The organism is Paenibacillus radicis (ex Xue et al. 2023) (assembly GCF_024722015.1).
GTDB lineage: Bacteria > Bacillota > Bacilli > Paenibacillales > NBRC-103111 > Paenibacillus_S.
This window is the reverse complement of sequence record NZ_JANQBD010000019.1, coordinates 80,388-93,977: the sequence shown is the minus strand read 5'-3', so window position 1 is coordinate 93,977 and position 13,590 is coordinate 80,388. Positions and strand designations below refer to the sequence as shown.

At 47.3% G+C, this 13,590-nt stretch carries 16 protein-coding genes; 2 read left to right on the top strand and 14 right to left on the bottom strand.

Going from position 1 to position 13,590, the window contains the following annotated elements; genetic code table 11:
- Positions 1-123: 123 nt before the first annotated feature.
- Positions 124-351: a cold-shock protein gene (locus NV381_RS24325; protein ID WP_258215885.1), complete on the bottom strand. Its 228-nt coding sequence runs from the start codon at positions 349-351 to the stop codon at positions 124-126.
- 116 nt (positions 352-467) lie between these two features.
- Between NV381_RS24325 and NV381_RS24320 the strand changes: the two genes are divergently transcribed.
- Entirely contained in the window at positions 468-824 is a 357-nt protein-coding gene (locus NV381_RS24320) for a bleomycin resistance protein (RefSeq protein ID WP_258215884.1), read from the top strand.
- A 52-nt stretch (positions 825-876) separates the two neighbouring features.
- On the opposite strand, the gene NV381_RS24315 is transcribed toward NV381_RS24320, so the two are convergent.
- The 8 genes from NV381_RS24315 to NV381_RS24280 form a co-directional block, all read right to left on the bottom strand.
- Positions 877-1,194 carry a YolD-like family protein gene (locus NV381_RS24315; protein WP_258215883.1) on the bottom strand — a complete coding sequence of 106 codons (318 nt, stop codon included), beginning with the start codon at positions 1,192-1,194 and terminating at the stop codon, positions 877-879.
- Positions 1,194-2,462, bottom strand: coding sequence for a DNA polymerase IV (locus NV381_RS24310; protein ID WP_258215882.1), 1,269 nt, complete (start codon positions 2,460-2,462; stop codon positions 1,194-1,196). The genes NV381_RS24315 and NV381_RS24310 overlap by 1 nt, the downstream gene beginning before the upstream one ends.
- A gap of 6 nt (positions 2,463-2,468) precedes the next feature.
- Positions 2,469-2,846 (bottom strand): hypothetical protein, encoded by a 378-nt coding sequence (locus NV381_RS24305; RefSeq protein ID WP_258215881.1) that lies wholly within the window; start codon positions 2,844-2,846, stop codon positions 2,469-2,471.
- Positions 2,843-3,049, bottom strand: a complete 207-nt coding sequence (locus tag NV381_RS24300; protein ID WP_258215880.1) for a hypothetical protein — start codon at positions 3,047-3,049, stop codon at positions 2,843-2,845. The genes NV381_RS24305 and NV381_RS24300 overlap by 4 nt, the downstream gene beginning before the upstream one ends.
- Positions 3,050-3,147: 98 nt before the next feature.
- The gene (locus NV381_RS24295) at positions 3,148-4,242 is read right to left on the bottom strand and encodes a GerAB/ArcD/ProY family transporter (protein WP_258215879.1); all 1,095 of its coding nucleotides are present in this window, start codon (positions 4,240-4,242) and stop codon (positions 3,148-3,150) included.
- Positions 4,243-4,270: 28 nt separating this feature from the next.
- Positions 4,271-4,495, bottom strand: a complete 225-nt coding sequence (locus tag NV381_RS24290) for a hypothetical protein (RefSeq protein WP_258215878.1) — start codon at positions 4,493-4,495, stop codon at positions 4,271-4,273.
- A gap of 1 nt (position 4,496) precedes the next feature.
- Positions 4,497-5,708, bottom strand: a complete 1,212-nt coding sequence (locus NV381_RS24285; protein ID WP_258215877.1) for a Ger(x)C family spore germination protein — start codon at positions 5,706-5,708, stop codon at positions 4,497-4,499.
- Complete coding sequence (locus NV381_RS24280) at positions 5,705-7,234, bottom strand: spore germination protein (protein WP_258215876.1); 1,530 nt, start codon at positions 7,232-7,234, stop codon at positions 5,705-5,707. Before NV381_RS24280 ends, NV381_RS24285 begins: the two co-directional genes overlap by 4 nt.
- A gap of 157 nt (positions 7,235-7,391) precedes the next feature.
- On the opposite strand from NV381_RS24280, the gene NV381_RS24275 reads away from it, so the two are divergent.
- Positions 7,392-8,072 carry an SOS response-associated peptidase gene (locus tag NV381_RS24275; RefSeq protein ID WP_258215875.1) on the top strand — a complete coding sequence of 227 codons (681 nt, stop codon included), beginning with the start codon at positions 7,392-7,394 and terminating at the stop codon, positions 8,070-8,072.
- Between the two features lie 30 nt (positions 8,073-8,102).
- Here the strand turns inward: NV381_RS24275 and NV381_RS24270 are convergent, their stop codons facing one another.
- The 5 genes from NV381_RS24270 to NV381_RS24250 all read right to left on the bottom strand — a co-directional run bounded on the left by NV381_RS24270 (position 8,103) and on the right by NV381_RS24250 (position 13,574).
- Complete coding sequence (locus NV381_RS24270) at positions 8,103-9,011, bottom strand: nucleoside hydrolase (RefSeq protein ID WP_258215874.1); 909 nt, start codon at positions 9,009-9,011, stop codon at positions 8,103-8,105.
- Between the two features lie 35 nt (positions 9,012-9,046).
- Entirely contained in the window at positions 9,047-9,868 is an 822-nt protein-coding gene (locus NV381_RS24265) for a carbohydrate ABC transporter permease (protein ID WP_258215873.1), read from the bottom strand.
- On the bottom strand, positions 9,865-10,758 hold the full coding sequence (locus NV381_RS24260; RefSeq protein ID WP_258215872.1) for a carbohydrate ABC transporter permease: 894 nt from the start codon (positions 10,756-10,758) through the stop codon (positions 9,865-9,867). The genes NV381_RS24265 and NV381_RS24260 overlap by 4 nt, the downstream gene beginning before the upstream one ends.
- Complete coding sequence (locus tag NV381_RS24255) at positions 10,755-12,023, bottom strand: ABC transporter substrate-binding protein (RefSeq protein WP_258215871.1); 1,269 nt, start codon at positions 12,021-12,023, stop codon at positions 10,755-10,757. Before NV381_RS24255 ends, NV381_RS24260 begins: the two co-directional genes overlap by 4 nt.
- A gap of 81 nt (positions 12,024-12,104) precedes the next feature.
- The gene (locus NV381_RS24250) at positions 12,105-13,574 is read right to left on the bottom strand and encodes a response regulator transcription factor (RefSeq protein WP_258215870.1); all 1,470 of its coding nucleotides are present in this window, start codon (positions 13,572-13,574) and stop codon (positions 12,105-12,107) included.
- Between the last annotated feature and the right edge of the window lie 16 nt (positions 13,575-13,590).

Below are 13,590 nucleotides of genomic sequence, written 5' to 3'. Positions count from 1 at the left end.
GTGGGGTCTTGCTTCGAAGTTGATTCAGATACTTTGCGGGGAGCCCCGAAACATATAATTCTATATAGGCAAAAAAAGCTGCATCGCGGCAGCCCTTCCCAATAATTCCCTGATATACGATTGTTAAGAACGACCCTTGCCTACAAGAAACTTTTTGTTACCTTTTTTATGTACAACCGGCACGTGTTTATAGCTCCGCACCATTGGATTTTTACATAAAGGACAATCCGGCAAGTCTTCTTTAACAAACTCCTTACGCGTCCAAGCTTTGCACTCAGGTTGTTTGCACTTCCAAATCTCTATCTGTTCCAATTCTTGCTTCTGTTCCTCATCTAAAGTCGTGGTTGCCATTGTTCAATCAGATCTCCCTGCATCAATTTCTAGACTACTTATTATGATACAGAAGAGGTCAATTAGCAAGCCCCAAGTACTAAATAACATTCTTTTAAGGAAAGTGGTGGACCTATATGCAAAGCTATATTCACTGTCTAATACCTATCTTACCCGTGAACGATGTCAAGGCGTCTCTTGAATACTATCGGGACGTGCTCGGCTTTGAAGTAGCTTCGGTATGGGATGAGGACGGGTATGCTGTCGTACAATGCGGAGATATCGAGATTCATCTGGATAAGCAAGATCATTTTGCCGTATACAGGTCCCATTCTTATCTCTTTGTGGAAAACGCCGATGAGATTTATGACCTTTATAAGAGCAAACATGTAGAAATTATTCAGGAAATTGAGTCCAAGCCTTGGGGCGTAAGGGAGTTTACCTTTCGGGATATCAACGGGCATATGTTTAGAGTCGCTCATGGAGAGAAGTAGCAGTAGACTGCTTACCTATAAGCAAACCTCTCTTTAGCCTATCGAAGTTATATTATTTACAATCAATGATCTCTGATAAATTTATCCATTTCTGTCCCATCCATATTCTCTGATTCAACACATCAAATTTGCTTATATATCCTATTACAGTATAGCTTTGCGTGGGGTGAAACAGGGTAAGCGCAATTTCCTGCCGCCCCTCGAACGCTTCCCGCAGCGTATTGTTTATGATCTCAAGCTTCTGCTCGTCCAGGATCGGCATTCTCTTGATATCAAGCTCCTTGTTATGACGGTTAATCCGGTCCTTATGCTCGGGCAGCATCATCCGGCTGCTCTCCCACATGCCGTTGCCTTCCAGTTTCTTTCTCATTATTTCCAGTGCCCTCCGATCATTTTACTTCTTCTCTCCGCCTGCCCGGCGTTCGTTAATGAGGATGCGCGCATAATCGCTGTGTCACCGAATCTGTCGCGGATCAAATCGGTTTCCCGCTCCAGCTTCCGCAGCCGTTCGCTGTCGTCAAAAAGCGTCAGCTGGTAGCTATCAGCCGGGACGAGCGATGAGAGCGTTACGCCGACCTTGCGAATAGGCGAACCATCCCAATGCTTCTCGAAAATTCGACAAGCCGCCTCGTAAACATACTTGGTGATATCCGTAGGATCCGGAAGCTTGGATTGCCGATAGAAGCCGGTCGGGTAATCAAAGTCAGCACCTTGCGCTCCGGCTGACACCACCCACCCCATCTGCCCCTTGCATCTGCTCCGGCGGCATACCAGATCAGACAATTCAAGCAGTACGACACGCAAGTCATCCATAGTACGAAAATCGATGGGGAGCGTCATTTGGTGACCTATCGCCTTTTGCACAGTTCCATGAGTAAATGGACTGACTGGGGCATCGTCCATTCCATTGGCAATTTTCCAAAGCATTTCAGCATGAATGTCACTCTGCCTGCCCATACGTTTGCGCAGCATGATCTTGAGCTCATTTAGCGGTACCCTCGCTAATTCGCCGATAGTACGGATGTTCATACGTTCAAAATGGGCCGTCATCCGCGAGCCTACCATGAACATCTTATTCAAGGGATAGTTCCAGAGCATCTTCGGCATATCCTCTCTGCTCATCTGCCATAGCCCCGTCTCGTTCTTCTTCGCTATATTGTCACAGGCCATCTTCGCGATCACTTTGTTCTCGCTGATGCCAATGCGGGTATATACGCCTGTATCACTCCACACCTTGGCTTGAATAGCTTTGGCAATTTGCAGCGGGCTGCCGAACAGGCGAATGCTGCCGGTGAGGTCGGCGAACTGCTCGTCAATGGAATAGGGCTCTACCAAATCGGTATACGACTCAAGAATTTCCGTAATTTGTGACGAAACATCGATATATTTCTGCATTCTCGGCTTAATAATAATGAGGTCCGGACATTTGGCGATCGACTCTTTCACCGACTCCGCGGTTGTAACTCCAAACTTCTTGGCAAGGGGGCAAGCAGCAAGTATGATACCGCGGCGCTCCTCTGGATTTCCCGCCACGACCAGAGGCTTATCCCTGTACTCCGGATGCGCCGCCTTCTCTACCGAAGCGTAGAAACTTTGACAATCCGCTAAAAAAATCACTCGCTGTTGTTTGCTTCCCATCGGTCCTCATCCACCATCCGTTAAAATAATCCCCAAATACTGACTGCCCTTCTGCAAAATTTCCGTCCGCACCTTCTCCCACTGAAGCAGCAGCTTATGATCATAGCCGCGGCATTTGAACCTGGCCTGTATTCCCTCGGCTGCACGAACTTCTTCAACTATCTTGATACCGCGCTTCCGCAGCTCTGCCTTCAATTCCATTAATTCAGAGTGAGCGCTGTCCTGTGCCTTGCCGAGACTCATGATGTAGAGAATATTCAGCTTCAGCTTAATTTGATTGATCTGGTTGATATCCCGTTGAAGCACATCGAGCATGACAGGCAGAATAATCCCCATCTTAACGAATTGAAGCTCTTCGAGTGTAAGTAGCGGCGCTTGTTTCATATAACAGACTTTTCCGCGGGCGCAACGGCCAGAATACAGCTTATTTTGAATAGCCGCGGCGCTTTCCGTTCACAACAGTAGGCAACGGCATGTTCATTGCTAAGCGAACGAAGCTTAATCAGCCGTTTGGAAAACTTACCGGATCGGTCCACGTAGATAATCTCCACCATACAGCCTACATATCTTAGTAAATCAATGCTCATACAAAACCACCTCAAATTAAGAACTGGTGTTCGTATTTTTATTATATACCGAACAGCCTGTTCTTATGCAAGTGGAATATATATACATTTACTTTTCTTTAGAATAGATGGGCAAATAGCCGCTTCTTGATCGAGGCAGCGATATAGACGAGGCAGGGGAATACCATATATCCCACAAGAATATATATAGTCCCCGTTGTTGAAACGAAGGAGGCCAGAATCTGGAAATCCCTTGCTGACCAGAAAGAGGTTACCATCACCAATAATCCTATAGGCAACACGATCACTTTGTAGCTTTTCAACCCTAAACATTCCGTGAATCCAATAGAGATCGCATAATAAAAAACACTGATTTTGATAAAAGCGGCCAGCACCCATACCATCATCAGCGTAGCTTCCACATGTTCAAAAAAATCAGCCAAGCTGATGTACCTCGCCGCCATGAATACCGGGTAATTGTAATAGGAGGAGCTGTCGCCCAGAAGCATGAACACGAAGCTGTTTACAGCAAGCATCATAACCCCTACTCCCGTTACGGAAAGAACTCCCCATTTCAGTATCTTCTTCTCATCTTTGATCCGCGGCAAGAAATAGATCACCAGCATGAACTGGCAAAACCAGCCTTCCACGACAATCGAGCCTTTCAATAATGGCATCATGCCTTGCTCAAAAACCGGAAGAATCTTATTAGGAGTCAGCTCTGGTATCAAAAATACGAAGGTTAGCAAAGTAAAAAGAAGCCCTACAGGCAGGAAAATTTGACTGCATCTGGCCAGCACTTCCACTCCCTCCCTGACGACCCAGGCGCATAATAATACCATGCTTCCCGTGATCAGCAGCAAAGGTGTTTTGAAGAAAAAATTGCTAAGAATGAAATCGCTGTAATCCCGTATGACGATAGATAAAATATGGATTTGAAATAGTAAAAAAAGCAAACCGAATGTTTTGCCTAGCAGCTTGCCAAATACAAGTTCCAGCAGCTTTTGAATAGAGCCCTGCGGTGAGATTCTGTACAGCCTCACAGCCAGCCAAACGATGAAATAGCCGCCGACAGAAGCAACAATGGGCGTCATCCACATATCTCTTCCTGACAAGCTTGTTGTAATAGCGGGCATGAGCAGCACCGATGAGCCCAGCAAGCACTGAAACATAAGAAAAGCCAACTGCAAGCAAGATATTCTGCCTCTATCCATCTCTCGCCTCCATATGTCCATATAAATTTTAAGGCTGTATCAGCTTGCCGAGCGGCTTATACAATGCATCGATCCACTGAGTTGGACCAGGCATTTCCGGATAAAACACAAGGATCAGGGAAATCGACCCGCTAAGGCCCAGCAAGCCTAAATAAATGAGACTCGCCCGCTTTTCACTTTTCAGTGCTTTGCTGTCTATCCACCACATCAATCCGCCAATGATTCCAAGTATCCATACAGAGTTTCCATTCATCCTATCGCTCCTTCTGATTTAACGAGGGGATATTTTTGCTCATAATACCAGGACGAAGTATGTGGACGTAAATAGTCAGCTCGATATCCATCTCAGAAAAGCTCTCTCTCCATTTCATCTTCTCTTTATTCCACTGACGCGGATACTTTCGGTGAAAAGCTTCCCCGATCCCGAATACATCCGCGCCCATACCCTTTTTGATTTTTTCAAGTGCGCCCATTACCCGACTTCGAATAAGCTCACTCGCTTTTTCCTCAATTAAGTGCATCTGATCCGGTTTCATCAAATCGAGACTGGAGGTGTTCTGCAGCACATCCCCTTCACATTGAATAGAAATGGTTAACCCCCATTTACCGTTTGCATTAATGTGGGGCTTCAAGCGGCTCTCATTTCTCGAAAGGCTGATCGAGACGTTTCCGGGCACTGATGCTGGAACTACGGTTATCGTTGATTTTTTTATTTTATTGCTTAACCAAAGCACTCCGCGTGTCAAATTATTATCTACATTGCCTACCATTTTCCCCTCTTTAAAGATGGCTAAACCTTTGAAATAGGGAGCTGCCGTATTGCGCACAAAGTTTTCATGCGACATGGCCGAGCCGCTCAGCACATAGGGAACATAGAACGTTTGCCCTGGGGTCTCCACGATCTGTTCAATGACATCCCTCAGATCCACTTCCGTGCTGACCTCCGTCTTGGACAACTCGCGGAGAGCTTCCATTGAGCTGCGCTCCAGCTCGGGAATAACCCTCATGACTTCGATGGCTTTGCCTTCCGAAACATATATATCCGCTCGCTCGCGCATTTCAACATAGCGTAGAAGAAAGTCCAAATCATCCTTGACTCCAGCTTCAGCTCTCTGTTTGCCGAACACAAAAATTTTGTTATGTCCCCAGAACAGCCTCCTCGAAAGGCGCTCCTGAAGATGGGATACGGCATCAGCAAGAGATGTCCCCTTGGCGACACTAACCAAGGTTTGCTCCCCCCTTCCACTTGACTTTCTGCTATCCTGCGTCATAACAGAGGAATTGCCGCTTGCTGGAATGAACACCTGAAGGGAGAGCTCGACTTCATTATGAGCCCCCTGGTCGATGCCCGCCGCCAGAATGATCGCCATATCATTCACTTCCATCCGATCCCAACAGCCTGAGAGCAGGCAAGAGGCTGCGCCTATAACGAGCAGGAGCATACTGCGGATTCCGGTTCCTTTCATCCCTGATCACTCTCTTCTTTAACAGGCGGAGCAGGCTTCCCACCTTTGCCCCGGCGCTGCCCGCCCCCTGATCTTGTCAAACGAGGCCTTCTGGAAGGCGACCATGCAGGCATCCTTAGCAGCACATCCTGCCATTCCTCCTTCATTCCGGGCCCCAGAGGAGACAAATACGGAAGACCGAAGGAGCGAAGCGAGCTCAGATGAATGACGATCGCAATTACGCCCAGCAGTAGTCCGAGCAGCCCTAATAATCCAGCCATCAACATGATCGGGAAGCGCAGCAATCGGATAGAAATGCCCATCGTATAGTGCGGAAGCATGAAGGACGCAATTCCGGTAATCGCCACTACCATCACCATAGGAGAGGATACGAGGCCTGCGGATGTTGCGGCCTGCCCAATTACGAGCGCACCGACGATACTGACGGCCGCACCGACCTGCTTGGGAAGGCGGACGCCCGCCTCTCGTAAAGCCTCGAACATAATTTCCATAATAATGGCTTCCATCAACGCAGGAAACGGAATCTCTTCTCTTGATTTAGCTACGCTGAGCAATAACGCGGTAGGGATCATTTCCTGATGATAAGTGAGAATGGCCACATAAGCAGAAGGAAGGAGCAGCGCCACCAGCAAAAAGAGATAGCGAAGCCAGCGAATGGCTATAGAAATCATGAACCGCTGGTAGTAATCCTCAGGCGACTGTACCAGCGAGAAAAAACCAATAGGAGCAACAAGCACAAACGGCGTCCCATCCGTCAATATTACCGCTCTGCCCTCCAACAGCCCCGCGGTAGCCGTATCGGGACGCTCGGTCGCCATAACCTGCGGGAAGGGGGAATAGGGCTGATCTTCAATAAACTCCTCGATATTCCCGCTTTCCAAGACACCATCCACATCAATCTTCGAAAGCCGCTCCTCCACTTCCTTAATAAGTCCGGGCGCTGCCAGCTCTTCCATATAAGCGATCATGACGCGAGTTTTACTGTAACGGCCGACTTCTACTCCTTTCATTTTCAGCCTGGAGTCGCGCAGCTTTCTGCGCAGCATGGCCGTGTTGTCGGTCAATGATTCTGAGAAGCCTTCTCTCGGACCTCTTATAACGGATTCCGCTACAGGATCTTCAATCGCTCTTTTTCTCCATTTCGCAAGAGAAAACGCATGCCCCTCCGTCATTCCATCGATCAATAAAACGGGATTCCCGTTAGTCACCTGCTCATTCAATTCGGTGAACGTACATACTTCCTTGAAACTAAAATGAGCGATCTCACTGCGGATCGCTCCTTCCAATTCAACACGTTCGTCGTAATCCTTCTCCAATGAGCTTATCTGATGCCTGATTTCGTTCAAACGTTCGTCATCGGTAAGTCCATCAAAGTAAACAAACAATCCACGCAGCTTATGCCCGAAAGAACATTCCAAAAAAACCATATCACTGCATGTATCGTACAATTGATGCAATCGAAGCGAGTTCTCGCCAAGATAGGCAGATATTGGATCCATAGAATTGGTTGAAATGTCGCTCATCATGAGGTTCCCTTTGGATCTTCAGTAGTTAGTATCTGAAGGGTTCCCATTTTTGCCCATAAGTATGTATTCCATAGCCAAATCGATCCTTGCGTACAATCCGGTAAAGTTTTAACCTGTTAGTAAAATCGCTTATACTGAGTAAAAGGAGGTGTGCTCCATGTGCGGAAGGTATACAATCACGGTAACACTTGAGGAGCTCATGCTAAGGTTTCATCTGGATATGCCTACCATCAAATATCACATCCCAAGATATAACGTAGCTCCCATGCAGCAGGTAATGGCGATCGTACATGACGGCGAACATAACCGGATCGGAGAGCTTCGATGGGGATTGGTTCCTTCATGGGCCAAAGATGCCAAATCGGCCGCTTCCATGATCAATGCCCGCTCCGAAACGCTGCTTGAGAAGCCGGCATTCAAAAGCCTCATTCACCGGAAGCGCTGCTTGATTCCTGCTGACGGATTCTACGAATGGAAGAAGGAAGGCACTGCCAAGCAGCCGATGCGTATCGTGATGAAGGACCGCGATATATTCAGCATGGCTGGATTATATGATACCTGGCTAAGCCAAGACGGCACCAAGATCAGCACTTGCACCATTATTACAACCGCCCCGAACCGGTTGGTGGAGCCGATTCACAATAGAATGCCTGTGATTCTGCGCCCCGAAGATGAACAAACATGGCTGAACCGCAGCAATCCGGACGTCGGGCTGCTAATGTCGCTATTGAAGCCGTATGATGACCGTGAGATGTCCGTCTATCCTGTATCAAGCACGGTCGGCAATGTGAAGAATGACTCGGAGGACTGTATCGAAGAGGTTCCAAGCTTATTTTAGCTGCTTACTATGGCTTGATAAAGCCGCATATTACGGGTACTGAACCAGCAAATCCTCCATCAGCTTCTCCAGTTCCCGTAAGTCCATACTTGGCATCAAATAACGATGCCCTTGATCCGGGGATGCTACCCATTCGCTTTCCCCGTCAGCTCTTACTTTCACACAACCGGCAGGACTTGCCTCCCAGCACCCGGCAAGCCCGCGAACCCCATACAGCACAGCGGTTAAATCCCAGCTGTTCCGGCTTCCCTGCCGTCCCAAGTACCATTCATACGATTGGCGTACCGGATTGTGCTCGGGGGTTTCCAGAAATAGCCGCTCGCCCGTCATCAGTTCATGTCCGATCTCAAAGCCGCTGAACATGACCGGTGTCGGCCATTGCTCCGCCACAAGTCTCGCAGATGGAGCATCCATCTGAAAATTCCATTCCATCCCTGAAGGAAATGCCCCTCCCATGACAACGAGCTCCGCAACCTTCCGGGCAGCCAGCTCCCTTCCGCTTAACGGGCATAACGAGTCGGGCTGGGATTGCAAAAGATGGCGCAGGTTGCGCAAAGGACCAATCGCAACAATTACGACACTGCCGTCCGGCTCCGCCGCCAGAAGCTCCCGAAGCAGCACGGCCGCATCCTCCGGTTCATGTCCTTCCCCGTATGGATTAGGGTGTGTTTCGCAAATACGGCGGTTGTATTTATGATACTGCTCACCATCCAGAAAGCCCTGATCCTTCAGCGTTCCAATACGTATATCAGATCGGCCGTAATATCGGTTGATGGCGTCTATGCAGCCTGCCCCCCAGGGGCTGGAGGTACAATGGGTGATGCCCAGAATCTCTGCCTCTCCGCGGCTTGCCAAAGCGTGCAGTACAGCGAGTGCAGCAGCATCATCGCAATCCGGACCTATGTCGGTATCCAGTATAATTTTCACCGGTTTGATCATAAATTAGCCTCCTTTAACTTGGTATCCTCTAAGCTTTATCCTTTCATAGCCCCGCCAACGAGACCTTTAATAATATGCTTTTGCATGACAATAAAAAACACCAGAATGGGCAGCAGCACCAGAACAGTTAATGACATAAAGGATGGCCAATCCACACTGAACTGTCCTCTCGCCTGATAAATTTCCAATACCAATGTCGCTTTTTTTCTCGTGTTAAGAAACAGCATCGGGGCAAGAAAATCATTCCATATCCACATCGTATGATAGATAAGGGCTGTAGTTGTGATGGGCCTTAATAATGGGAGAATGATAACCCAGAAAATCTTTCCTACCGAGCAGCCGTCAATGATAGCAGCTTCGCCCAATTCCTTCGGAACGGTTCTCATATAACCCATAATTAGAAAAAACGAGAACACCGAGCCCGATGTATAAAACACGATAAGCCCGCTCATTGTATTAACTAAATTCAAGTCCCGCATAAGCTCGAACAATGGAATCAGCGTCGATTGAAATGGAATCAAAAAGCCGCATAACAAGTAATACATGGCGATTTTCATCCATTTGCTCGGATTATACACGATAGGATAGGCTGCCATAGCACCTATAAGCACAATCAATAAGACCGAGCAAGCCGTAATGAACAAGCTGTTAAAAAAGCTCTGAAACACCGGCGTTTGCGCAAATACTTGCTTATAATTTTCCAGTGTGAACGCCCCAGGCAGTGATAGCGGATTCTCATTGGCATCCATTGATGTCTTAAACGTGTTGATCACCATATAATAAAATGGAAACAACGTAACCAGGCAAAACGGCAGCATCAGCACATCAAGCAGCAGCAGCTTCCGGTCCTTCTTCATTGCAGGTTTTCCTCTCTTTTTTGCATTTTACCGAACTGAACGAACGTAATAAGCAGGATACACAGAAAGAATATGATCGACATAGCCGACGCTTTTCCGTACTGCAATTCCGATACCCCACGTGTAATAATGACTTGGGTAACCGTATACGTTTCGTAGCCTGGGCCTCCTTTGGTCAATGCAAACGGGATTTCAAACACCTTCAAGCTCCCGGTAACCAGCAGCATGACACTAACGGTCATGGCCGGAGCCAGCATCGGAAGAGTGATGAATCTGATTTTCTGCCACCGGCTTGCTCCATCAATACTTGCTGCCTCGTAATAATCCTTCGGAATGGACTGCAGAAAAGCAAGATATAGAATCGCATGCCAGCCGGTGCTCGACCATACATGGACGATAACCGATGAAATCTTCGCTAATAGAGGGTCCGACAGCCAAGGTACAGCCTTCATGTTAAACAGAGCATGCAAAATCCGGTTAGCAACTCCTGATGAAATAGGAGATAGAATAAAGCCCCATACATACCCAAGCAGCAAGCCGCTTGGGATGGATGGAAAGAAGAAGATGGCTCGCTGCATATGTTTCGTATAAGAATTCAAATCCAGCACTAACGCGAGTGGTATCGCTAATAAAGTAATGGCCACAACAGAGAAAAACGTATAGAACAAGGTAAATAATAAAGCGGAAACAATGGCGTCATCGCGAAAAACCTGCACATAGTTGTTGAAGCCGACAAATGCCATTTGCTTGCTCATCCCATTGAAATTGGTTAAGCTGTACACGAATGTTTTGACCATCGGGTAGACGGTAAACAAGGTATAGGCAATAAGCGCAGGGACCAGGAAAATACCATATTGAACATGCCGGGAGATGGGGGCCTTGAACATCATTTGCCTTCCATTTCCTTGAACTTTTTATCCAGAGATTGTGCGGCTTGCTCCGGTGTTATTTTGTTCAACAGCAGATCCTGCAATGAAATAATATATTGGTTGCGGATCGCCTCCGTATGCTTCCTCCACTCCGCCATCGGAATGTAGGTCCGGTTGCTCAACAATCCTTTGTAGGCGGTTTCTAGCGACGGATGTACCGTGTGCTCGAAGCCTTTGGCCGTAATAATTTGTCCCGTGCCTTCATAATAGGCCTTCAAGCCTTCCGGGCTGGATAAATAGTCCAAAAACTTCAATGCCGAGTCTTTATTTTTCGTCTTGCTGTTAACCGCGTAAGCAATCCCCGGCGCTCCGAAATAATATTCACTGCCCGCTTTCAACCCCGGAACCGGTATCATACTGTATTTCAAATTCGGATTTTGCTTGTCGATCGCTCCAATATTCCAAGGGCCGCCAAGAATCATAGCCGTCTTTCCGGCGGAAAACTCGCTGACCACCTGATCACCATTCAAACCGACCATATCGGAAGTAATGAATCCGGGCTTCACCATACCCTCATGCCAGATTTTTATGGGTTCGGTCCATCCGTCCGCATACTTCTTCTTGCCCTCCAGAACCTCTTTGTCAAAATTGGCATTTTGCGAAAGCGTCTGTGAAGCAAACAAGGAGGTCACCATGTTCACCGCCGCGTCCTGTGTGTTGTTTAGAATGGGCGTAATGCCTGCGGCTTTAAGCTTACCGGAGAGGTCAACGAGCTCCTGCCATGTTTTTGGCTCGCCGGCAATGCCCGCTTTGGTGAACAAATCCTTGTTGTAAAAAATACCTCCAACCCATGAGGACTGCGATAAAGCATAAACCTTGCCATCCTTCGAATAGGCCTTTTTGTTATTTTCCGCTATCCCCTTCATGAAGGGCTCATTAGTAATATCCAGCGTATAGCCTCCGTCAATCAGATCTCTGTTTTCCAGCGCCATAACGAAGAGGTCCGGGCCAGAGTTGGTAAGCAGCAATGTTTTCAGCTTCTCGATATAGTCCTTTACTGGCGGTGCATATTGGAAATCGAACGTGACATTCGGATATTTCTGCTTAAAGCCATCGACAACCGGCTTCATCTTCGTTTCATTTTCCCATGACAAAATACTAAGTGTCACCTTATCACCCGCTTTGGGCGCTGCGCTCCCTCCGCTCGGTTCCCCGGATGTACTGCATCCGGCGGCAGCTGTAGTCAGCAAACTCAAAACAATCGGCACAGACCATAATCTCTTCATTCTTTTTCTATCCCCTTTCGTTCATGTAAAAGCGCTTACAAGATTGATCTTACGCAATATGAACGATAAATCCCATTGATATTATTGATTTGTTGTTGAGGATTCTTGCGTATGCTTGTGCTTATAATCTTTCGGTCTAATCCCGTAATATTTCTTAAACGCATTGCTAAAATGGCTTTCGTCCGGATACCCGACCTTTTGCCCAATATGAACCACTTTGTAAGAAGTATAAAGCAGCAGTTCTGCTGCCTTCTGCATGCGCACCATAGTTACATAAGACCAATAGCTAACGTCAAATTCGCGTTTAAACAACCGGCACAATTGATATTTATTCATAATAAATTTGGCTGCCATACTGTCCAATGATAAATCCTCGCTGCAGTTCGACTCTACATACTGTTTAATTTGGTAAATCGTATCCTCGGGGGCAAAAGAAGGCTTCAGCATACTCCCGATGATATCCACCATGTATTGCGAGAACAATTGCTGCAGCTGTTCCAGTGTTTGCTGCGCTTCCAGCATACTCACAGAAAACTTCGCTTCATACCCCTGCTTCTTGCTTAACATCATAAATAGTAAATGACAACAAATTTGGTAGACGGCCTCAGGCTTTACCTTCTTATCACGAAAGGCGGCAAACATAGTGCTGACAGCTTTTTCCCATGCTTGTTCCGAATAGTCCAGCTCCAGCTTGGCAAGCATGCCTCTCACCATTTCATCTGTTTGATGTTGAGTTAGAGCTTCCGTAAACATCGATTCCGAATAAACGTACACACCACCGCCCTCATAGAAGCCCACCTTGGCAGCCGATTCGCATTGCAGCAATCCTGTTACCAATAAATCGGCTTGCCGTTGAACGGCGCTAATGCCAATGACCGCGCTGTCCGGTAATCCGTTCTCATACAACCTGGCTATATCGCTTGCAGCTTGCTCCTCCTTCAGGCCGTGAACGATATAAGCTTCAGCATTATTTATTCGCACTGCAAATTGGCACGGGCTTGTCGGGAGCAAGGATACCGCTTGACCTGCTTCCATGTCCGGCTCTTTTACATATACACATAAATATCCGTTGACAGCCAAAGCTTGAAAACCGATATGGATCAATTGTGAGGTTACAGCGTCCATCGTTTTAAAGCGGCATACTTGAGCAATCAAACCTTCCAAATGATCCCGCGTTTCCCTCTCAACCTCTTTGCGCAATATTTCTACCGCTTGACTTACCGCCACAATATCAATGGGCTTCAATAAGTAATGCTGAACACCGAATCTCATCGCGTCCCGGGCATATTCAAATTCGTCATGTGCGCTTAAGATCATCGTTTTTGGCTTTTGTGGCAAATCCCTTATCTCTCGCAGAACACCGATCCCGTCTAACATAGGCATTTTCAAATCCAAAATCAGCAGGTCCGGGGACAGCTCCGCTATAAGTTCGACAGCTTCTTTTCCGTGAAAAGCGTGATGCACCTCCGTTATTCCAAGCGACTTCCATTCGATCATTTTATGTAAAAATTGATGGGTCGATTGTTGATCATCTGCAATTACCAGCTTCAAGAGCGCTCGACTCCTT